This is a genomic window from Deltaproteobacteria bacterium (assembly GCA_018668695.1).
Classification (GTDB): Bacteria; Myxococcota; XYA12-FULL-58-9; order XYA12-FULL-58-9; family JABJBS01; genus JABJBS01.
This window is the reverse complement of record JABJBS010000343.1, coordinates 1-21745: the sequence shown is the minus strand read 5'-3', so window position 1 is coordinate 21745 and position 21745 is coordinate 1. Positions and strand designations below refer to the sequence as shown.

The window sequence follows — 21745 nt, the reverse complement described above, 5'->3', positions numbered from 1 at the left end:
CGACATGCACACATTCCTGCTTAATCTATTCTTATTCTGCTTAATCTATTCTTCTGCTTAATCTATTCTTATTAATCTATTCCTCATTCTTATTCTTCAAGGCTACATAGGCTGTGATGAATCCGCCAATTTCCAAATACCACCTTGCTTAAGGTAGCTCTTGGTGCAGGTGTAATCGCAATCGCAAACTTCGCAAGCTTTGGGACCCGGCGCGACTTCTGGGCACTTACAAAAATACTCAGAGAAGATAGCATCTACTTGGTCGTCTTCATTTAAATCGATGGCTGCCCAGATATTGTGGGGCAGAAGACCTTCGGGGCCAGAACCCGGAGCCAGCTTGTCGACCGGAATAAGCCTAGCCGAAGCAACCTCAGGATAAATGATGCAAACATCAAAAGGAAATTCTGGCCGGCGGTCGGGCTCTGGTTGAGCGGTGCGGTAATCCTCGCGGCCAATATTGCCGAAGGTTATATTCCACCAAGGCTTCTCAAGCTCGTCCATCTGCTCCTTGTCCGACTTTTCAATCTTAAGCGATGCTGCACTCAAACCATTGCGCGGCAAGATGGTTACATTGCTTCCCACCTTCGGCTCGCTTTTAAACGTAGCGGTATTCACGGTCATGGTTTGGCCATCAAGATAAGTGCCGCTCTTTGCCAGAAAAACCACATCAGGAAGTGGCTTGGGAGCAGCTGTGGGTGCAGGTGCAGGATCTGCCTCTGCGCCCACCGGAGGTAGCGCCTTAACATCAGGCGTTGGATTGGCGGCTTTTGCCGGAACCACCGTTTTCGCTTTGGGCGGTATTGGAGCCTCAGGCGCTGAATTGGTGCATCCACTCCAAATCAAACACGATAAAATTAGAGAACAAAAAAGATATTTCGCCATCGTCTCTCCTTATGGAAACCAAGTAACTAAAGAAATCTCGTACGAACTCGACCCACTCGGGGACCCCATCTCCGTCAAGTCCGCATCAAATCCACACTCTACATTGGGCTGTGGCTCATTTGGGTGAGTCATATAGTCGTCGGCGGCCACACAGGTCTGCCTGTCTCCGTCACTCCCCGTCGCATTCGCTGAAGAGCACCACACACCAAGGCTCAAGCCAAAAGCCACCAGAGCCAATCTTCCAAAACTCGTCATGAGATCATCCTTACCTAAATACTTAAGGTGGGTGGCATACTTTTAGAGGGTTCAAGAGTTAAGCTCAACGTGAAAAAAAGCGGCGCAAAAGCAAAACTAGTCAATTAACCTCCGAGCACAGCGAAAACCGAAACTTACATACTTCGAATCAGCTGGTAAATTACTGCGGTCTGCTATGCGTAGGTCATCGGTTGGGTGATTAAACGCCCCGCCGCGAAGCACATACCGTTCCCCGGTATTGGGTCCTTCCGGATTACTCCAACCGTCGGCAGGTGTTTGGGAATAATAATCACTCGCGTAAATGTCACTCACCCATTCCCAGACATTGCCGGCAATATCATGCACCCCGTAAGGACTTGCCCCGGCTTCCATGCTGCCCACCTCCCAGGTTCTGTCTTTCCCGCAACCATTTCCAGAGATAAAGCCACTGGCATTAGCCTCGGCGTCATCGGGGTCATAATAAAACCCGATACATACAGCCCAGTCACAGCTTGGAATCGCTGAGCCCCAGGGAAACGTTCGCCCATCGGTACCGCGCGCAGCTTTTTCCCACTGCGCCTCTGTGGGTAATTGTTTGCCTTGTGCCAGGCAATATTCATTCGCTGCCGTCCAGGTCATTAAGTTGATTGGGTGGCTATCGCGACCATTGTTAAACGTGCGTAAAGACGCGGTGGTAGATCCTGTATATTCACAAGCTCCAGAATCCACACATTCCTTATATGCGCCTGCTCTTACCTCTGTGCGGTCAATCAAGTAAGCATCCAAATACACCTGGTGAAATGGACCTTCATCTTCTTCGCAATCGTTATGGAGGAATTCGTGGCACCCCATCATAAAAGGTCCTGAAGGCACATAAACCATATTTTCGTTATCACAGCCCTGAATATTATAACCTACGCAATTCGATAAGCACGTGGCCGTGTTGGTTCCCCATGCTGGATCGAGCGAATCACACGCCACCGGCGCCACAGGGTACTCTTCACTTCCTGGATCGCACCCTTCCCATTCCAATGTGTCGATACCCGCTACGATGCCACGCTGCTGAACCACACCATCGCCGCACCAAGATCCCTTGCGCGAGCGGTATTCACAACCTAACTCTGATGCGCTCTCCGGACGGCCGTCGCCTTCAAAGCCCGGTGCCACACAGACCACACAATCCTTCACTCCATAATCACAAGCTTCTGTTTCTACGTTGCCGTCATCACAAGCTTCGAAATAATACTGAACCTCACCATCACCGCATTCCCCCAAGCGCTGGCAGGTTAGAGAACAGCCATTATTATCATCTTCTCGGTTACCATCATCACAAGCTTCACCGGACTGCACGATGCCGTCTCCGCAATACGGTGGTTCACCCTGACAATCGGTTCGGCAAGGCGTTACATCATCTATTACCGCACCGTAGACATCGGTGTTGTAAATACCCGAATCGCAGAGTTCACCAAGTTCCACCACGCCGTTTCCGCAAATCGGCTGATTGGGATCAACGCAGGAACTGAAATCGAGATTGCAGGTTTGACCGCCCGGACAATCTTCGTCTTGGCTACAAGCCAACACGTAATCATCAGGTAAGAACCACTCGGCACTGCAGCTGCTAAGTAATAAAAGCAAAAGAGTGGTCATAAACATTCTTGGATACACGGCACCCCCTGCTCTGAGTGTCTCGCGGATACGGAGAGAGGCGCAAGTTCCCGCTACCGAAAAACAAGATGGTACCCTCTACGCCCATAGCGTCAGAAGCATGAATCAATACCTAAGATTTTTATGACGCTGGCGTAGCAATGCGACGATTGCATGAATGATTCTGTAAGACTTCCAAAAAAAATGAGCACGATCAGCTTCTAGTAGCCGTCCAGTCTTGGGGCAGGATAGACTGGAAGTGACTTCAGATTGACACAGCCATCGCTTCTACAATGGTTTTGATGAGTCGAACTCAATTCATCATTAGCGAAAGTGCACGAATGATTCTCATTCTTACAATGACACAAAGTCTCTAGAGATTCACCCCAAATACTCGATTCCTGACGCAGCGCACCGTTGCGTTTTTGGCTCAGGCGATGTTTAGTAGCGGCCGCCAAATTTCGATCTGGCACTACTAGAGCGCACCATTAAAATTAGCTCTAAATAGATATGGAAAATACCAATGGAAAGAAAAATAAGCCCTACACCACCATCGGACCTCTACCCCATCACTGCCGCCTTACATGGAATTGAAAAGAGCAAGGAACAAAATCAAGCCGGCACCCATGCCCTGCTCACAGCGAATAAAGAAACTGACGCGATTGATTTTACCGTCCCCAATGGGCTCTTTCAGGAATATGAACTACTTTTTTTTCGGCATGGCATACGAAAAACAATCGCCGCCGAATTAGAGCAATACCGGCGTCACATTCACAGCACCTATCACGATGGGTCTTACAGTTCGAAAGGGTCGGTTTCCTTCGAAGCAATTCCGCTCTTTGAGACCATCAATGAACATTTTGCTACCAAGGCCACCATCTATCTACAAAGAAAAATAAAGGCATGTTTCGCGCGAGAGACCTTTGAAAAGGATTTCGCAGAGGCCGTAGAGAAATGGGGAGAATTGGTTAGCCAAGAGCAAACCGAACACTTGTTTGGGATCCAGAGCCACGCACTTAATACTCTGACTCGAGAAAAAGACCTAACGCGTGTTCACCTCGCCACAGCCAGTCGTGGGTTTCCGAGAATATTTTGGCTTAGAAGCGAGTTAGAAAAACTCTAAGGTCAGCTTTCAAACCGATAGATATTCCTTCACCAGATCATCGGTCAGTTCGTCCAAAGATCCTGCGGCGGCAGCTCGTCCCTTATCCATAATTGTAAAGGAATGGCCTATCTTTCGAACGAAGGAAAGCTTCTGCGAAACAACCAAAATGGTAATTCCATCTTCTTCGTTCAGTTTTCGAATGACAGAACCAATTTCTGCAACAATATTCGGCTGAATTCCCTCTGTTGGTTCATCTAAAATCAAAAGTGACGGATTCAGCGCAAGCGCCCGACCAATAGCCAACTGCTGTTGTTGACCGCCTGATAAGTCACCCCCGCGGCGGTGTAACATGTCTTTGAGAACCGGAAAAATTTCAAAAATCGACTGCGGGATCTCGTTCACTGCATCGCCGCGTGAACGCAAGCCAATACGCAGGTTTTCTTCAACCGTCATCTGACCAAATATTTCGCGACCCTGCGGAACATACCCAATACCTGCACGGGCGCGCTCAGGTGCCCTGGCCTTCGAGAGGTCCCGTCCTTGAAATGAAACTTTACCTGATTCAATCGGCAATATTCCCATCATTGATTTCAATAAAGTCGTTTTACCGACCCCATTTCGTCCCATCAAACAGGTACACGACCCTTTTTCTACTTCAAGACCCATATCCCATAACGTATGGCTCTCACCGTAGAACTGATTCAATTTTTCTATACGTAACATTCTCAATGCCCCAAATATACTTCGATGACCCTGGAGTCGTTTTGTATCTCGTCCATAGTGCCTTCCGCTAAGACTGAACCTTCGTGTAGCACCGTAACCTTTCGGGCAATCGAACGGACAAAATCCATGTCATGTTCGACGACCACAACCGAGTGATCACCCGCCAAAGAAATCAATAACTCTCCGGTCTGGACCACTTCTTGGGGCGTCATTCCTGCTACCGGTTCATCCACCAAAAGTACCCGTGGGTTCTGTGCCAAGAGCATACCTATTTCCAGCCATTGCTTCTGACCATGCGAAAGCAATCCTGCCAAAGTCTCACGTTTCGTCGTCAGACCTACAGTATTTAGAATATCATCGATTTTCGTATGATCCTCGTTAGACAACTTTGCGAATAGACTCGACCAAACACCCTTATTGGCTTGAAGCGCAAGCTCTATATTTTCAAAAACAGAATGCTGCTCAAATACCGTAGGCTTCTGGAACTTCCGGCCGATGCCCGCTTGAGCAATTGCTGTTTCATCCATCTTTGAAAGGTCATAGCTACCATTGAGTCGCATGGTACCCATATCCGGCCTTATCTTTCCGGTCACCGCATCCATCAATGTTGTCTTTCCCGCGCCGTTTGGGCCAATCACACAACGTAACTCACCCTCATCCACCGAAAAGTTCTAATTGTTGAGTGCCTTAAACCCATCAAATGAAACCGTTACATTCTCAACATTTAAAATAGATGTATTACTCATGACTGATCCTCCATCGGACTACCGGTTAAACGCAGCTTTGTTTCTTTAACCCGCCTACCCGCACGCTCAAGTACTCGTTTCGACATCTCGCGAGCGGTACGCCCAAACCCGATAAGCCCATCTGGTAGAAAGAGAGTGACACCGATGAATAAGAAGCCAAGAAAATAGAGCCAGAGATCCGGAAAAGCGACGGTAAACCAACTCTTCGCGCCATTCACAACGAACGCACCAAGTATTGCACCAACCAAGTGACCGCGACCACCAACCGCGACCCAAACCGCCATCTCAATTGAATTGGCAGGCTGCATTTCACCTGGGTTAATTATTCCCACCTGCGGCACATAAAGCGCACCAGCAATACCGCAAATCACTGCGGAAACTGTCCAGGCAAAAAGCTTGAAGTGATTTGGATTATATCCAGAGAACATGACACGCGCTTCGGCATCTCGTACCGCCTTCAATACACGTCCAAGCTTCGACGAAACAATAAACCGACAAAGAAGAAAAACTAGAATAAGCCCTAGAGCCGAGGCCAAATAGAGAATCCGCTTGGTCGATGGGTCATGCAATGAAGCACCCAGTATCCTTTTGAAATCTGTTAAGCCATTGTTTCCACCAAAGCCAGTATCGTTGCGAAAAAACAGAAGCATGGCGGCATAGGTCATGGCTTGCGTAATAATCGAGAAGTACACGCCCTTGATTCGAGAACGAAATGCGAAGTATCCAAATGCAAAGGCAATGAGTCCCGGGACGAGTAACGCCATCGCAGCCGCAAACCAAAAATTATCAAAGCCGTACCAATACCAAGGCAATTCTTTCCAATCCAAGAAAACCATAAAGTCTGGTAGTTCGCTTCGGTAAACACCATCTGTACCGATGGCTCTCATCAGGTACATACCCATGCAGTAACCACCGGTTGCAAAAAATACCCCATGTCCCAAACTCAAAATCCCTGCGAATCCCCAAACCAGATCCATTGCGAGGGCAACCATCGCGAAACAAAGAAATTTCCCAAAAAGAGTGAGTAAGTAATCCGGCACATGAAGAACCGAACCAGCCGGAACCAGACCATTTAAGAGTGGCACAGCGACCAACGTAAGCGCACAAAACGCCAGAAATGCCATCCGTTCTTTTGTCAGGGAATACTTGCCTAAAGATCCACCAGAATTTGACATCTCAGTTCTCCACCACTCTACCCTTTAGGGCAAAAATTCCTTGAGGACGTTTTTGAATAAATAGAATAATGAAGACGAGGACGAGAATTTTACCGAGCACAGCACCGGTGGCTGGCTCCAGAAATTTATTTACCACGCCGAGACCCATGCCGCCCGCAACAGCTCCAGCAATTTTACCAACACCGCCCAGCACAACCACCATAAAGGAATCAACAATATAGGCCTGACCCATTTCGGGACCCACATTGCCAACCTGCGAGAGCGCGACCCCTGCAAGGCCGGCCAATCCTGACCCTAGACCAAAAGTCCACATATCTACTCGTGTTGTTGCGATTCCCATACAAGATGCCATCGACCTATTTTGCGTTACGGCGCGAACTTGTAGACCCAAAGGCGTTCTCTGAATTAAAAACCAGGTCAGAACAACGGTGAATCCCGCAAACAAGATGATAGCCATTCGGCTGTACGGAATAACCAGACCATGAAGAACCTCGAATCCTCCTGATAACCATTCAGGGTTTGCTACTTCTACATTTTGAGCTCCGAATATTAGCCGCACAGTCTGGATGAGGATCAAACTGATTCCCCAGGTAGCTAAAAGAGTTTCAAGCTGCCGCCCATATAGAAATCGTATAATCGTCTGCTCAATAACAATACCAATAAAGCCGGTAACACCGAAAGCAACAGGGACAGAAGCCAGCAAATACCAACTCATGTAATCTGGTAGGTATTGCTCAAACAAGCTCTGCACAAAATAGACACTGTAAGCCCCCAACATAATCATCTCGCCATGGGCCATATTAATAACGCCCATCAACCCAAACGTAATGGCGAGTCCTAACGCCGCCAAAAGCAAAATGCTGCCGAGACTTAAACCATAAAATAGGTTGCCTACTTGATTAACAATTGCTTGGCGACTCTCGAGAACATCGAGTGCGCCGGTTGCGGCTACAACGATAGCCTCATTGGGTTCGTAGTAATTTCCTTCGTCATCTTTTTCAACGAATTCCTCAAGCTTAAGCTTCAAATCGGTATTGCCCGATTCGCCAATTGCCTCAATGGCTTGAATCACGACCTCGGGATCATCACTCTGTAGTTGAGTTTGAGCGAGTGCCACCAAAAGCAATGATTTCACGCTGGCGTTTTGTTCCTTTGCAAGAGCCACTTCAATTAGAGGAATAGCTTTAGCATTGGGTCTTTTATTTAACTCATTCGCCGCCTTCAATCTTACATCATCGTCTGAAGATTCCAGGCGTATTGAGGCAAGCGTTGGAAGCAAAATTCTCCGTACCGAATTATTTATAATCGGACGAGCGAGTTCTCCGACACTATCGACCTCGACAGTTTGTCTCGTAAGTAAATTCAAAACTTTCGAATCATCGGCGATAAGCATGAAGGGGTTACCATCAGCATCGCGGCGTAATCGGTTCTCTTGTAAAGCCTCCAAGACCTCAAGTGCCTCAGTACTACCGAGTTCACCTAAAGCGGTAATGGCTTTTTTAATTGTAGTTCGGCTGGGCGAAACTACGTCGATTAGAACCTGCTCGCTGGATTGCGCATAAAGTGTTGAGGTTCCAAGTATTATCCCCAGCATTATGTAGAACTTAATGGTTAGCAGTCGCATGAAGTTCGCCTCGTTAGGTGGTGCAGCTTAAAACGGTCACCCACATAGTTGTTTGTATGTGGGCGACCGGCTAAATGAATAAATTATAAATTGTTAGCGACGTGCATGGTGCTTAGGCTTGCTGCAGTTTCCGCAGAGCCAAGGGTATGTCCAGTCAGCTATCTTCTTAGCGCTCTCCGGGATATAGGGGCTCCATGCGTCAGCACGAATCGGTCCCGGAGTTTGCCAAACAATATCAAATTGACCGTCTGCACGAATCTCTCCGATCACAACTGGCTTGTGAAGGTGATGGTTGGCGGCATCCATAGTGATCGTATACCCGGATGGCGACTTGAACGTTTGATTACCAATCGCCTGGCGAACAGCATCTACATTGATGGTTCCCGCCTGCCGAACAGCTTGCGCCCACATGTTAATGCCAATGTAGGTCGCTTCCATGGGGTCATTGGTTACGCGCCTATTACCACCAGGTAATTTGTTCTTACGAACATACTTTTGCCACTTCTTGATAAACGACTTATTACTCTTGGTTTCCATTGACATGAAATAGTTCCACGATGCCAGGTGACCCACGAGGTCTTTGGTGTCGATTCCACGAAGTTCTTCTTCACCGACCGAGAAAGCAATAACCGGAGTATCTTCAGCACGAACACCCTGGTTTGATAATTCCTTATAGAAAGGAACGTTTGAATCACCATTGATTGTTGAAATCACAGCTGTTTGCTTACCTGCGGAAAACTTCTTAATCTTGCTTACGATGGTCTGGTAATCACTGTGACCGAAGGGAGTATACGACTCCATGATGTCACTATCACGAATGCCCTTACTCTTAAGGTAGTGACGTAAAATCTTATTGGTGGTTCGTGGATAAACGTAGTCAGTACCCAAAAGGACAAAGCGTTTTGCACCGCCACCATCAGCGCTCATTAAATACTTCACCGCAGGAATAGCCTGCTGATTTGGTGCAGCACCCGTGTAAAACACATTGTAAGAAGATTCTTCACCTTCGTACTGAACCGGGTAAAACAGAAGGCCATTTAGCTCTTCAAATACCGGCAATACCGACTTACGCGAAACTGAGGTCCAGCAACCAAATACTGCTGCCACATCGTGCTTTTGTAGAAGCTCACGAGACTTCTCTGCAAAAAGCGGCCAGTTGGAGGCTGGGTCGACAACCACGGCCTCTAGTTTTCGGCCCAGGATACCGCCTTTGGCATTGATTTCGTCAATCGCCATCAAAGCCACATCTTTTAGTGATGTCTCACTGATAGCCATAGTCCCAGATAGAGAGTGCAAAACGCCTACTTTTATAGGCTTCTTAGCGGCTTGAGCATTCAAGCCTACAAACAGTAGACCCAATGCACAGAGCCAGGGCAGGATTCGAGTTAAGTTGTTTCTTCGTTCAATCATCTTTTGAAATCTCCAATATCAGTCTTTACTTTGAGAACCGGCTCTCCAAAGACTTACGGTATGTATGAGAAGAGCTCGAAGAGATAAGCGGAACACATGACACGACCACGCATTACAAATTCTATTCTTGGCTTGAGTACCCCTCTACGCTTGTAACTCTTGGGACACCGTCTTAGTTTTCAGACACACGCCGTCTGAGCCCCTAGGGGTAGTTCCTTGCTATCTATTCACAACTAAGCAAAGCGCGTACCAACTTGGTCACAGCGGACCTAAATATCCACTCCCTCCTTGATCTCAGGGACTTTCGACGAATTCGGCATTTTGATGTGACTCATTTTTAGCTCTAAAGATCTACAGAAATGTCGAAGAAGACAGTCGTTAATGACAACTTGGTTGTTTTTTTCAAAACGAGACAGGCACCTACCGCGACCTATTTTGAAAAAAAATCAATATTGCTAACGGAAGTCACCAAATCGATGACCTGTAGGCAAATGTGGCATCGTCATTGCTAGGGATGTGTACAGTGAAACTTCGTGGTGAAACTTGCTTTGCAAGAATCGCCCATAAAAATCCGGAAATCACCAAGAAAGGTGAAGGACCGCTCTTGAGGCAAAGCAGTTGCAAACAAATGTAACTGTACCAGCTGTACTCTTAAGCCTCATATGCAAACCAAAAACCGGAACCAACAACCAGGAAGGTTCGAGTTTATGTTGAACAAGATAATAACAGGGATTGTATTTATAACTTTTGCCGCAGCATCCAGTCCTGCACACGCCGGAGGTTCTGTAACCTTCGGTGATTCAGGCTCAGTGTCGCTTGGTGGCGCTGTACGTACCGGGTTAACCCTTCAGGATGGGGTTGATGGCATGTCGTCCTCATTGGCCCTACAAAGCGCGCGCTTGTACATCGGGGGTAAACTCAATGACACAATCAAGTGGGAGTTTAATACCGAATACGGCGATTGCGACGGTACGGCTTGTATTTATGTGATGGATGCCATCGCGAAATTTGAATTCAGTGATGAATTCAATATCTGGGCCGGTCGTTTTCTTCCCCCAAGTGACCGTTCCAACCTGAGTGGACCTTACTATGGAAACATCTGGTCTTTTCCAAGTGTTCAACGATACCCTAACGTATCAACTGGCCGAGACGACGGAATCGCTGTCTGGGGTAAACTCCTTGATGGAATGTTGAAGTACCAGGTAGGTGCATTCAGCGGCCTCTCCACATCTGCCGATATTCCTCTCTTCGCAACACGCCTGACACTTAACCTCTGGGATGTTGAGGGCGGATATTACAACAACGGTACTTACTATGGTGCTCAAGACACCTTAGCATTGGGTGCGGTTCTGATGTACCAGCCTGATGGCCTAGGTGCAGACGGCGCTCGTGGTGACTATATGGGCTGGAACGTAGATTTTCTCTATGAGCAAAAGCTAGCCTTTGGTGTACCTACTTTAGAAGCTGCGCTTTATAGCTATGGCGCCAACGGTATAGCCCCTGAAGCAGCAGGCTTTGACCAGGGAATGGGTTTCTTCGTGCTTGCATCCTTCCTCTTAGACGGTACTCAAGGCCCCGGCACATTGCAGCCTAAAGTTCGGTACATGCAATTCATGGCTGACGAAGGCGGCGTAGATACCACGCAAATTGATGCTGGTTTCGACTACGTTATCGAAGGACACAATGCCCGCGTTTCCGTTGTTTACCAAAACACAAAAGCCGGTGAAGCCGATGGAGCGCATGGTGCACTGGTTGGACTGCAACTACAAATCTAATTAATTAGAGCTACCCCAAAATACAAAGGGGCCCCAAAGGCCCCTTTTTTTTATCTTTTCTCGTAAAGTTTAAGCTACGGACTCCATCAATCCCTGGACTCGAATAAAGTCTACAATTTGGTCGAGCCCCTCACCGGTTTTCATATTACTAAAAACAAATGGTCTATCACCCCTTTGCTTTTTCGCATCACGATCCATGACCTCAAGCGACGCTCCTACATGAGGCGCCAAATCCGTTTTATTTATAATCAAAAGGTCGGAACGTGTGATCCCAGGACCACCTTTTCGTGGAATTTTATCACCAGCAGAAACATCGATAACATAAATGGTGAGGTCCGAAAGTTCAGGACTGAAAGTTGCGCTCAAGTTGTCTCCGCCACTCTCCACCAAAACAAAGTCGAGGTCAGTAAACCGAGTACATAACTCTTGAACCGCTGTTAAATTTATTGATGCGTCTTCACGGATCGCAGTATGCGGACAACCGCCCGTTTCAACCCCCACAATCCGCTCTTCAGGTAAAGCCTGGGAACGGGTTAAAAATTTCGCATCTTCGCGTGTGTAAATATCATTGGTAACAACAGCAAGGCTGTAAGTGTCGCGCATTGATTTACAAAGTGAATCAACCAATGCTGTTTTACCCGACCCAACGGGTCCGCCAATGCCTATTCTCAGAACCTCTTGTTTCATCATCTTCTCCATTATTTCGATATCTATCTCACCCAATTAAGAGCGGAAAAGTCTTGAGTATTGCGTTTCATGGAGGGCACTGGACACAGCCAGACCCGGTAGAAAAGAACCAATCTCATCTGTTTGTTTCTCAGCGGCCTGCTCCGCCCATCCAACGATCGATTCACCGATCTTCCACAAAACTCTTTGTCCATCCGTTTGCCCTAATGGCACCAACTTCACCGCTGCGGCTACCTGGTTTTCAGCCCACGACCAGCAAAAACCCAAAGCAGCATCGTGTTTTGCGATACCCCAACGTTGTGCGGCTAGAGCAAACATCGTTACCCAGGACGTAGCACCGTCGGGACGCGTCCAATCATTGGCCTCTACAATGTCCATCGAACTCAATAAGCGAGCCAGGGCGATGCCCATATGGTGGTCCTCATTTTGTAATTCCGAGGATTCACGGCCTGCCAACAAGAGCTCGTTCCAACTGGTAACAGATGCTTCATCATCAACCTGCCAAGCATCGTACAGTCGATAAAATACGGGCAAGTCGAGATGGACCAAGGCCTCATGTGCAATGCCAGCTATCCAGGTATGAGCGCTCTGCACATCGTGAACCCAACCCAAATGGACAGCGTGCTCCAACCCTTGCGAATAGGCGAAAGCCCCCACTGGTAATGTAGGGCTCACCAACTGCATAAGCCGGGTCAGCATCAAATCGCTCACGCCGACTTACCCCCAGCTGACACTTTCCCATGTTCATGGTCGTGACGTTTGTGCTCGTGAGCCTTGTGGGTATGGGAATGGTGCTCACCATCGCTATGCCCATGACTGTGACTGTGACCTTCACCAGAATAAGCACCCGGCTCAGGCTCAAACGGTGCATCTTCGACGGCAATACGCAGTCCAAGGGCCATCACCATTTGGTCTAAGACATGGTCATGCTCGTAACGAATCCACTCCGTCCCAATTTGCAGTGCAACATGGCGATTGCCCAAATGGTAGGCGGCCCGAACTAAGTCATAATAGGAATCAGCAAAAACAGTCGTAACCCTCTGGTGTGCTGCCCGTATTTCCACGACCACACCGGCTTCAGAGATAAGTTGGTCCCCATGACGCAGGATTCGACCTCGCGGCAGGATCACTGCGACTTCTTCGCCGGAATCCAATTCGACCCGCAGCCTACTCTTTTGACGTAATTCAAAAGGCAACGTCAATGACTCTGAAAATGCTGCCTTCACTTCTAGGATTTTTGTAAATTTTTTCATTAGAATAAGTGATAAAGTTGGGCCAACGGTAAGACAGTGGCGGGTTCACAGGTAAGGAGTTCACCATCAGCGCGGACTTCATAGGTTTGAGAGTCTACCTCTATAACTGGTTGGTAAGCGTTATGGACCAAGTCCTTTTTCTGAACGCCACGCGTATTCCGAACAGGCACAACTTGCTTACTAAGCCCATAAGTTTCTCGGATGCCAGCATCCGCACCAGCTTGAGAAACAAAGCTAACCGATGTTTTCGACCGAGCTCGCCCAAGCGCCCCAAACATATAACGGTAATGAACCGGTTGCGGGGTGGGAATGGATGCATTCGGATCACCCATCGGCGCCGCTACAATCATTCCGCCTTTAATAATTGCGGCCGGTTTCGCACCAAAAAAAGCAGGCTTCCATAAAACCAGGTCAGCCATCTTACCTTCTTCCACCGAGCCAATTTCATGAGAAAGGCCATGGCTTAGCGCGGGGTTGATGGTGTATTTGGCGATATAACGCTTCGCCCGAAAATTATCGTGCTGAGTGGTATCTTCAGAAAGAGCACCGCGTTGTACCTTCATCTTATGAGCTGTCTGCCAAGTACGTGAGATAACCTCTCCTACACGCCCCATCGCCTGGGAGTCGGATGCGATCATCGAAAAAGCTCCAAGATCATGAAGGATATCTTCCGCGGCAATTGTTTCGCGTCGGATACGTGATTCAGCGAAGGCCACATCTTCAGCGATTTTGGGGTCCAGGTGATGGCAGACCATCAACATATCTAAATGCTCATCTACCGTATTCACTGTGTAGGGGCGCGTTGGGTTTGTGCTAGACGGAAGTACATTCGAAAATCCGCAAGCTTTAATAATATCCGGTGCATGACCGCCGCCTGCACCTTCGGTATGATAAGTGTGAATGGAGCGGCCACCAATGGCGTTTAAAGTGTCTTCGACAAATCCTGACTCATTCAAAGTGTCAGTGTGAATCGCAACCTGCACATCAAAGGCTTCAGCAACATTTAAGCAGTTGTTGATGGCCGCCGGAGTTGTTCCCCAGTCTTCGTGAAGTTTAAGTCCTATAACGCCAGCTCGAACTTGTTCTTCGAGTGCTTCGGGCAAACTTGAATTTCCTTTGCCAAGAAAACCAAAGTTCATAGGAAGGTCTTCAACAGCTTGATACATCCGCTCGATATACCAAGGCCCTGGAGTACAAGTTGTTGCGTTTGTCCCCGCTGCTGGGCCCGTTCCACCGCCCAACATCGTCGTAATTCCAGACATCAGAGCGTCTTCTACCTGTTGCGGACAAATGAAGTGGATATGCGCGTCAATCGCACCCGCTGTTAAAATTTGTCCCTCGCCCGCAATAACTTCTGTACCCGGGCCGACAACAATATTTACAGCTGGCTGAATGTCAGGGTTGCCTGCTTTACCTATTTTTAGGATGCGACCATTCTTAATACCGACATCGGCTTTAACAATACCCCAATGGTCCAAGATCAACGCATTCGTTATAACCGTATCAACCACTTCATCTGAAGTACGTTGGCTTTGGCCCATACCGTCTCGAATAACTTTGCCACCGCCAAACTTTACTTCTTCACCGTAAACTGTTCGGTCTTCTTCAACCTGAATGATCAGCTCGGTATCACCCAACCTGACTCGGTCTCCCACTGTGGGTCCAAACATTTCCACGTATGCACGACGATCAATCGTTGCCATTCCTCTACTCCAAACTTCCCATAATTTTCGCATTGAACCCGTAGACTTTTCTCTCGCCAGTAAGAGCAACAAGCTCTACGGACCGGGTTTGACCTGGCTCAAAACGAACAGCTGTTCCCGCCGCAATATTTAAACGAAAGCCGCGACTAAGCTCACGGTCGAAAGTCAACGCTGAGTTGGTCTCGAAAAAATGGTAATGAGAACCCACCTGAATGGGTCGGTCACCGGTATTGGCGACTTCAACAGTTACGGTCTCTCGTCCCACGTTGAGTTCGATGGTCCCTTCCATGGGAAATATCTCGCCGGGTTTCATTTTAAGTCCTTTCAAACAATCGGGTCGTGAACCGTTACAAGCTTGGTGCCATCTGGGAATGTTGCCTCAACTTGGATTTCGTGGACTAGATCACACACCCCGTCCATCACATCATCGCGAGACAGCAGTGTCGTGCCATAGTTCATCAATTCCGCCACAGTACGGCCGTCTCTGGCTCCTTCCAAAATAGCGCAGGTCACGTAGGCTACAGCCTCCGGGTAATTCAATTTAAGACCGCGCTCTTTCCGGCGTTCAGCCAAAAGCCCTGCCGTAAACACCATCAATTTATCTTTCTCTCTAGGAAGTAGCTCCATCTGGTTTTCTCCGCCCACAAGGGCCTTATGTGTTCCATATCCGTGGTATCACTGCTGAACGGCCGGCCAACTCAGGCCGAACCTCGGTCCAGACGCGTGTAAAAAGTTCTCGTGCTTGCCAACCATGGTGACCTAGGTAACGCGCGACCAACACCCCGCGCATCTGAGTCAGCGCAAAATGATAATCACCGGCCAAACCAGATATAGTCTCACGCAAGGAATCAATACCTGTGCCTGGCTTCCCGACTGCCATAAAGGTTCCCATCACGGTGTAGCCCCCAAGCCCGTAAGGCTCCTGAAGCACCCGAGAACCGCCCTCAAACCGAGCCCGTTCGAAATTAAGAAGGTGCCCGTCTTTCTTTAGTTTTAAATGCGTTCCCACGATTCCCTGCTCGAAATAATCGGAGGATGCTGGCCTTCCCAGGCATTGAATATCCCACCCAATAAACCCAGCACCTTTCTCAAGCTCGACGTTCATATCCGTAAATGCATGCGCACCGTTAAAAACGATGGTCTCCTGCGGAAACCATTCAAGAAAACCACCGGTAGCAACTTTTAAATCTATAGCTTGAGTCTGTTTGGGCCCGTGGCTGCGATAAAACTTTGCAGCACCGGGGGAAGTAGCTAAGACATTCGCACCCCGAGCCACGTCCAATTCAATGTGAAGATTATCACCAGGGACAATACCGCCGGGCGGATGAAGAAGGTAAATATGACAGGTCCCATTGTCTTCCGGGTAAAAGGGCCGCTGAATCCGCAGGGGCCCAAGATGATGTCGCCGAGCAACAACGGTTCGGTCTGGCCGGGGCTCAAAACGCAACGCTAACTCGGCCCGCCATCCGGCATTGGAATTCATGGATGATTGTATTGGCGCAGTGGACGCCATGGTTCCCTCCCGGTCCTGCAACATTGGGTCTATTAAGACACACAACCAACCCACGCGACCGGAACACAATAGAAATCAGTTGACCCTCGGTCAATCAACTCGTCTTCGATAGGGCCACCAAATCGTCACTATTTGCGAAACATGCTCGTAGGTTCTCCATTCACTTAACTACATTTTGGTAAGTTTTAACCGATTATGAATCAACTTCCCCACAAACGGTGCGAGGAATGAGGTAAATATGCGCCTTTTTGCCCTAAATTTAAGACGTCATTGTAGATTCCTAATGATCGTGTTCACCCCACTCCAACGAGGCACACCGCAGTAGAATGGAACGGCTGAGAACAGATGAGATGTTTAAGCTAAAAGAGCGATGGAGATGTATCGGCGGAGAGCTTTTAAAACCAATGCCCTTCTCCCTCGCAAAAGACATCAAAAGTTCCCGTGCCGAGCGCACACGGTCTAAATCGCCGCCACAAGCTTGCCTAAGCTGAGCAATCACGTACCCAGGACACCAATTGACTTTCCCGAACACTGTTTGGTATAATGTGGCCGAGGTGTGTCATGGACCCCCAACTTCGGGCAAAAAGACAGAATCAAAAGCGGGCAGAAATTCTCGATGCAGCCAGAAAACTGGTGGTGCGCGACGGGCTTGATCAGGTGTCGCTACGTGCGGTGGCCAAGGCGGCGAAATTCGCCCCAGCTTCGCTCTACGAGTATTTTGAAAGCAAGGGAGACATCTTTGACGCGCTCGCCCTTCGTGCCGAACGGCGGCTTTATGAAGCGATGTCCCAGGTGCCAAAGGACAGGAAGACTCCCCATCTGGTTCGCATATGTTCTGCCTACGTCGGTTTTGCCAAGGATGCCCCAGAAGACTTCCTGCTCCTATTCAGTCGGCAGACCTCCCGACGCCAAAGCCTGGATGATAACCTTCCGCCAGGCTCCATTTTTGCCCTCCTGGTAAATGCGGTCTCGTTGGCCATTCCACCTGATGTAAAAAAGACCAAACGCTGGACGGAAGAGACCTCTTATCTTTTTTGGGCCACGGCCCATGGCATGGCCATGTTGCAGCTGACCCACCTGACCCATTTTAAGGCTGCCTTTTCACGGGTGGACAAGGAGGGGTTCACCGCGCTCTTTAATGGCTTGGGGCTTCAGTGTGTATAGCGTCCAAACACGCATCATCAAGTTTACATTAACGGCGATGCTTTATCTCCTCGCCACTGCCTCTGGAGGATGTGTGTCTGCTGCAAAGAACCCTCAGGAGGTATTCGCGGCCTTTCCCGGTGGCCATCATTTTTTGGTCGGCCCAAAGGGGAGCATCCAGAAAAAATCTTTCGGCTTGGCGGACGCAGTCGAGGGGACGGCGGTCAATGGCGAAACCCGTTTCATGTCCTATTCAGTCACCAAGCTCATTACCGCCATTGCAGTCGTGCAATTGGCCGACGAAGGCTTGGTGAAGATGGACGATCCTTTGACCCTTCACCTGTCGCAGCATCCCTACGGCGGCGAGGTCACCCTAGCTCAACTCATCCGACACACCGCCGGGGTGCCAAACCCCATGCCCATTGATTGGTTTTACCTAGACGGAGAGAACTTCAACAGCGATGCAAAGCTTCAGGAATTGATGACCGACCATCCCAAGTTGAAGTCAGCGCCAGGAGCAAAGTACGGCTATTCCAATGTGGGGTATTGGCTTCTCGAAAAAGTGGTTGAACATCATCGAAAGAAAGATTTTGCCGCGGCCATTCATGACCATGTCTTTGCCCCGCTGGGTCTGGACCGTAGCCAAGCAGGGTTTGAGATCCCCAAAGAACTTGCCAGCGGGCACAGCAAACGTTGGTCGCTTCGCTCAGCATTTTTTCGGTTGTTGATGCCGGGAAGTTTTTGGGGCCAACCCAAAGGCAAATGGACGCTTCACCCCCAGGTCCACCCCTGGGGCCGAGGCTATGGCGGCCTTTACTGCACACCCGATGCACTGGGACGTGTGCTGTCAGATTTGCTCAAAGAAAAGCCGACCCTAGTCAGCCTCAAGGGACTGGATGAGGTGAAAGCCAGCATGGCGAAAGGCCAGCTGCTGGGCCATGACTATTTTGGAAAACAAGGCGGCGGTCTGGGACATCAAGCCAACGTTCGGATCTATCCACACCTGGGCTTGGGCACTCTATGGATGGCCAACCTCACTGAGGTCAGCGCCGCTCCTATCGACGGGGTATCCGATGTTTTGGATGCAGCGGCGATTAAAGAATACGAAGGGAAAAAGCCATGAACGGACTTCCTTTCCGTGTCCCAGCGGGAATTCGGTGACAAACGGTGAGAGTGATTTTGAAAGCCGTGGGTTTACTGATGGTTACGAAGCAGATTAGATTTCGATGTCACTGACCACTTGATAAAGAAATGTCTTACCCTCAATACCTTTGAGTTCAAATTGACCCACTTCCTCAGTTTCATCAGGAAGCAGCTGGTGAATGGATTGAGAAACATAGACCTTTTCCACTTCGCATGCTGTTTCTATACGAGATGCCAGATTCACAGCACTTCCAATGCAGGTGTAATCAGACCGGCGCTCTTGGCCGATGCTGCGCGCACAGATAAAAACCGGCGCTACACCGAAGAAATCTATGATGAATGGTGCATGCTTACACAGCTTACATCCTATTCAAATCCTGTTTTGAGACATCGCCCAAGCCAATCCACACCCACGTCCACCTCGCCTCTGTGAGTTGTACGCACTTGTAATGCTGCTGACAATCGCTTCATTTGGTCTTTATTTCATGTACCACCATTGCTACCGTTTGCTCACATAGAACTGAAACACGTTTCAGTTTTACCAAATGCTTCTACAAGGGAGTGCAGACCCCAACTAGAAGCATTGCCCGGGGGGGAGGGACAACGGCTTACCAAGGGGGTAACATGCCGAAGTCTCAATGGTTTCCAAGACGAATAATACCGCCGTGGCAGCACCATCATGCTGCAGTATTTTCTACACATCTAAACCTTTGTTGTCTTGATGACACTCAAGAACACAGACACCTGCGTGGTGCTGCTGGATACCGAATCGTCAAAATACCTGAGCGCCACACAGTGAAACACTTGTGACGTTAGAGCATTCGGTTTCAACCTGAAAGTTTAATGAAACATAGAGTTAAGGCGGCAAGGGGAGTTCAAAGCACCCCGACCTGCTTGCGAGAATGAAACGTGGGATGGCTCGCCATGCGTTTCGGAGGTCGGAAGATGAAAGTTATTTCCAGTGTTACGGTCATCGGCGTATGGCTTATCCTTTTGGCTGCATGCTCGGAGCAGGATATCACGGGAGGCGGCTGCGTAAACGACTCGGACTGTCCCGCGTCTTATCTCTGCGGCCCCGAAGGCATCTGCAACACCGCGGAAGATGAGCCCTGCACACCTTTTCATAACGATCCCTGCGGCGAATTGCCAAGCAGCGTTGCCTCCGGTGCAAACGACCCCGTGTGCGGCAATGCAGTTCTTGAAGCTGGAGAAGACTGCGACGAGGGCGGGGAAACTGCTACCTGCAATATGGACTGCAGCTTTGCTGTTTGCGGCGATGGCATCTTAAATCCAAGTGCCGGGGAGCTTTGCGATGGCAACTGCCCCACGACCTGCGAATCCGGAGAGGTCTGCCAAAGCATCCAAATGGTCGGGAGCCCAAGTGATTGTAATGCGCAATGTGTTCCAGGAGACGCCATTAATGCATGCCATCACGACGACGGTTGTTGTTTGCCCCAGTGCGATGCAAGCAACGACAACGACTGCGCGTCCGTGTGCGGTGATGGAATCGTTGGCTTTGATGAAAGCTGCGACGAGGGCCAGCTTAACTCCAACATCCTGGCCGATAGCTGCCGTACAACTTGCCAGCTCCCAACCTGCGGTGATGCCGTCTTAGATGCAGCAGAAACCTGCGACAACGGCCTCGCCAATTCCAACAGTTTGCCGAACACCTGCCGAACATCCTGCACCCTACCCGCTTGCGGCGACGGCGTTACCGATGCGGGAGAGTTTTGCGACAACGGCGACCTCAATTCGGATACCATTGCCAATGCTTGCCGCATATCCTGTATCCTCGCTGCCTGCGGCGATGGAGTTCTTGATGCCGGAGAGCTTTGCGATGGCGGTGCCCAAAATTCCAACACAGTCGCAAACGCTTGTCGCTTAGACTGCGCGCTGGCGGCCTGCGGTGACGGCGTGCTCGATGCCGGAGAAAACTGCGACAACGGCCTGGCAAACTCTGATGTCATTGCCAACGCGTGCCGCACCTCGTGTGCCCTTCCCGCCTGCGGCGATGGCATTGTCGATACCGGTGAAAACTGCGACAACGGCATTGCCAATTCAGATATGATTGCCAATGCATGCCGCAGCACCTGCCAACTTCCCCGATGCGGCGACGCAATCATCGATGCAGGCGAACTCTGTGACAGCGGCCCAAGTAACTCGGATACCCTTGCTGATGCATGCCGCAGCTCGTGCGTGCCTTCGGCCTGCGGAGACGGCGTCATTGATGCCAGCGAAACATGCGATCAGGGCCCGGCCAACTCCGATATGCTTCCCGACGCTTGTCGAAGTGATTGCAGAGCGGGATGGTGCGGAGATGGCGTGCAAGACAGCGGCGAGCTTTGCGACGAGGGCGTGTTCAACTCCGACACAGCCACCGATGCTTGCCGAATGGATTGTATGCCCGCTTATTGCGGCGATGGCATCGTCGACTCAGGCGAAGCGTGCGATGAAGGAGCGACCAACTCCGATACCGCCGCCGATGCCTGCCGAACGGATTGTATGCCCGCTTATTGCGGCGATGGCATCATCGACTCAGGCGAGGCATGCGATGACGGAATCGCCAACTCCGACATAATCCCCAATGCATGCCGAACCAACTGCACCCAATCTGTGTGCGGCGATGGCATCGTAGACGTCGGCGAAGACTGCGACAACGGCAACAACAACTCCGATGTGCTGCCCGACGCCTGCCGAACCTCATGTACCAACCCCATCTGCGGCGATGGAGTAATTGATACCGGCGAAACGTGTGATGAAGGCATGACCAACTCCGATAGCATCGCCGATGCATGCCGAAGTACCTGCGATTGGGCCTGGTGCGGGGATGGCATTGTCGATGATGGTGAGGACTGCGACGAGGGCGCCAACAACTCCGATACCCTCTCCGGTGCTTGCCGCCTGCATTGCGCCTTTGCAACTTGCGGCGATGGTGTGCTTGATCCCGGTGAAAGCTGCGACGACGGCCCATTCAATTCCGACTCT

Annotated in this window: 20 protein-coding genes and 1 pseudogene; 5 read left to right on the top strand and 16 right to left on the bottom strand. The window is 49.7% G+C overall.

The annotated features are described in order from the left end of the window. Positions 1-102 precede the first annotated feature (102 nt). From HOK28_19700 to HOK28_19690, 3 genes are all read right to left on the bottom strand, one after another. Positions 103-882, bottom strand: coding sequence for a hypothetical protein (locus tag HOK28_19700; protein ID MBT6435330.1), 780 nt, complete (start codon positions 880-882; stop codon positions 103-105). A gap of 9 nt (positions 883-891) precedes the next feature. Beyond that, positions 892-1137: a hypothetical protein gene (locus tag HOK28_19695; protein MBT6435329.1), complete on the bottom strand. Its 246-nt coding sequence runs from the start codon at positions 1135-1137 to the stop codon at positions 892-894. A gap of 96 nt (positions 1138-1233) precedes the next feature. Then, positions 1234-2763: an SUMF1/EgtB/PvdO family nonheme iron enzyme gene (locus tag HOK28_19690; protein ID MBT6435328.1), complete on the bottom strand. Its 1530-nt coding sequence runs from the start codon at positions 2761-2763 to the stop codon at positions 1234-1236. A gap of 520 nt (positions 2764-3283) precedes the next feature. Here HOK28_19690 and HOK28_19685 point away from each other — a divergent pair. Continuing rightward, positions 3284-3883, top strand: a complete 600-nt coding sequence (locus tag HOK28_19685) for a hypothetical protein (GenBank protein MBT6435327.1) — start codon at positions 3284-3286, stop codon at positions 3881-3883. A 9-nt stretch (positions 3884-3892) separates the two neighbouring features. Here the strand turns inward: HOK28_19685 and urtE are convergent, their stop codons facing one another. From urtE to urtA, 5 genes and pseudogenes are all read right to left on the bottom strand, one after another. Continuing rightward, positions 3893-4588 carry an urea ABC transporter ATP-binding subunit UrtE gene (gene urtE, locus HOK28_19680; GenBank protein MBT6435326.1) on the bottom strand — a complete coding sequence of 232 codons (696 nt, stop codon included), beginning with the start codon at positions 4586-4588 and terminating at the stop codon, positions 3893-3895. A 2-nt stretch (positions 4589-4590) separates the two neighbouring features. After that, positions 4591-5334: pseudogene (urtD, locus tag HOK28_19675) on the bottom strand (urea ABC transporter ATP-binding protein UrtD). Beyond that, on the bottom strand, positions 5331-6509 hold the full coding sequence (urtC, locus tag HOK28_19670) for an urea ABC transporter permease subunit UrtC (protein MBT6435325.1): 1179 nt from the start codon (positions 6507-6509) through the stop codon (positions 5331-5333). The pseudogene urtD and the gene urtC overlap by 4 nt, the downstream one beginning before the upstream one ends. A gap of 1 nt (position 6510) precedes the next feature. Continuing rightward, positions 6511-8133, bottom strand: a complete 1623-nt coding sequence (gene urtB, locus HOK28_19665; GenBank protein MBT6435324.1) for an urea ABC transporter permease subunit UrtB — start codon at positions 8131-8133, stop codon at positions 6511-6513. Positions 8134-8226: 93 nt separating this feature from the next. Beyond that, positions 8227-9543 carry an urea ABC transporter substrate-binding protein gene (urtA, locus tag HOK28_19660; protein ID MBT6435323.1) on the bottom strand — a complete coding sequence of 439 codons (1317 nt, stop codon included), beginning with the start codon at positions 9541-9543 and terminating at the stop codon, positions 8227-8229. A 707-nt stretch (positions 9544-10250) separates the two neighbouring features. Here urtA and HOK28_19655 point away from each other — a divergent pair. After that, complete coding sequence (locus tag HOK28_19655; GenBank protein ID MBT6435322.1) at positions 10251-11318, top strand: hypothetical protein; 1068 nt, start codon at positions 10251-10253, stop codon at positions 11316-11318. Positions 11319-11387: 69 nt separating this feature from the next. Here the strand turns inward: HOK28_19655 and ureG are convergent, their stop codons facing one another. The 7 genes from ureG to HOK28_19620 are packed head-to-tail and all read right to left on the bottom strand — an operon-like array spanning position 11388 to position 16474. After that, positions 11388-12008 carry an urease accessory protein UreG gene (gene ureG, locus HOK28_19650; GenBank protein MBT6435321.1) on the bottom strand — a complete coding sequence of 207 codons (621 nt, stop codon included), beginning with the start codon at positions 12006-12008 and terminating at the stop codon, positions 11388-11390. A gap of 33 nt (positions 12009-12041) precedes the next feature. Continuing rightward, entirely contained in the window at positions 12042-12704 is a 663-nt protein-coding gene (locus HOK28_19645) for an urease accessory protein UreF (protein ID MBT6435320.1), read from the bottom strand. Positions 12705-12712: 8 nt separating this feature from the next. Beyond that, the gene (gene ureE / locus HOK28_19640; GenBank protein MBT6435319.1) at positions 12713-13258 is read right to left on the bottom strand and encodes an urease accessory protein UreE; all 546 of its coding nucleotides are present in this window, start codon (positions 13256-13258) and stop codon (positions 12713-12715) included. Continuing rightward, positions 13258-14961, bottom strand: coding sequence for an urease subunit alpha (gene ureC / locus HOK28_19635; GenBank protein ID MBT6435318.1), 1704 nt, complete (start codon positions 14959-14961; stop codon positions 13258-13260). Before ureC ends, ureE begins: the two co-directional genes overlap by 1 nt. 4 nt (positions 14962-14965) lie before the next feature. Continuing rightward, entirely contained in the window at positions 14966-15274 is a 309-nt protein-coding gene (locus HOK28_19630; GenBank protein ID MBT6435317.1) for an urease subunit beta, read from the bottom strand. An 11-nt stretch (positions 15275-15285) separates the two neighbouring features. Continuing rightward, positions 15286-15588 (bottom strand): urease subunit gamma, encoded by a 303-nt coding sequence (gene ureA, locus HOK28_19625; protein ID MBT6435316.1) that lies wholly within the window; start codon positions 15586-15588, stop codon positions 15286-15288. Positions 15589-15613: 25 nt separating this feature from the next. Then, positions 15614-16474: an urease accessory protein UreD gene (locus HOK28_19620; GenBank protein MBT6435315.1), complete on the bottom strand. Its 861-nt coding sequence runs from the start codon at positions 16472-16474 to the stop codon at positions 15614-15616. A gap of 561 nt (positions 16475-17035) precedes the next feature. On the opposite strand from HOK28_19620, the gene HOK28_19615 reads away from it, so the two are divergent. Further along, positions 17036-17638: a TetR/AcrR family transcriptional regulator gene (locus HOK28_19615; GenBank protein MBT6435314.1), complete on the top strand. Its 603-nt coding sequence runs from the start codon at positions 17036-17038 to the stop codon at positions 17636-17638. Next, complete coding sequence (locus HOK28_19610; protein ID MBT6435313.1) at positions 17631-18740, top strand: beta-lactamase family protein; 1110 nt, start codon at positions 17631-17633, stop codon at positions 18738-18740. The genes HOK28_19615 and HOK28_19610 overlap by 8 nt, the downstream gene beginning before the upstream one ends. Positions 18741-18833: 93 nt before the next feature. On the opposite strand, the gene HOK28_19605 is transcribed toward HOK28_19610, so the two are convergent. Continuing rightward, entirely contained in the window at positions 18834-19130 is a 297-nt protein-coding gene (locus tag HOK28_19605; GenBank protein MBT6435312.1) for an adenylate/guanylate cyclase domain-containing protein, read from the bottom strand. Positions 19131-19705: 575 nt separating this feature from the next. Between HOK28_19605 and HOK28_19600 the strand changes: the two genes are divergently transcribed. Continuing rightward, positions 19706-21745: hypothetical protein (locus tag HOK28_19600; protein ID MBT6435311.1), on the top strand; the 2040-nt coding region annotated here is incomplete at its 3' end.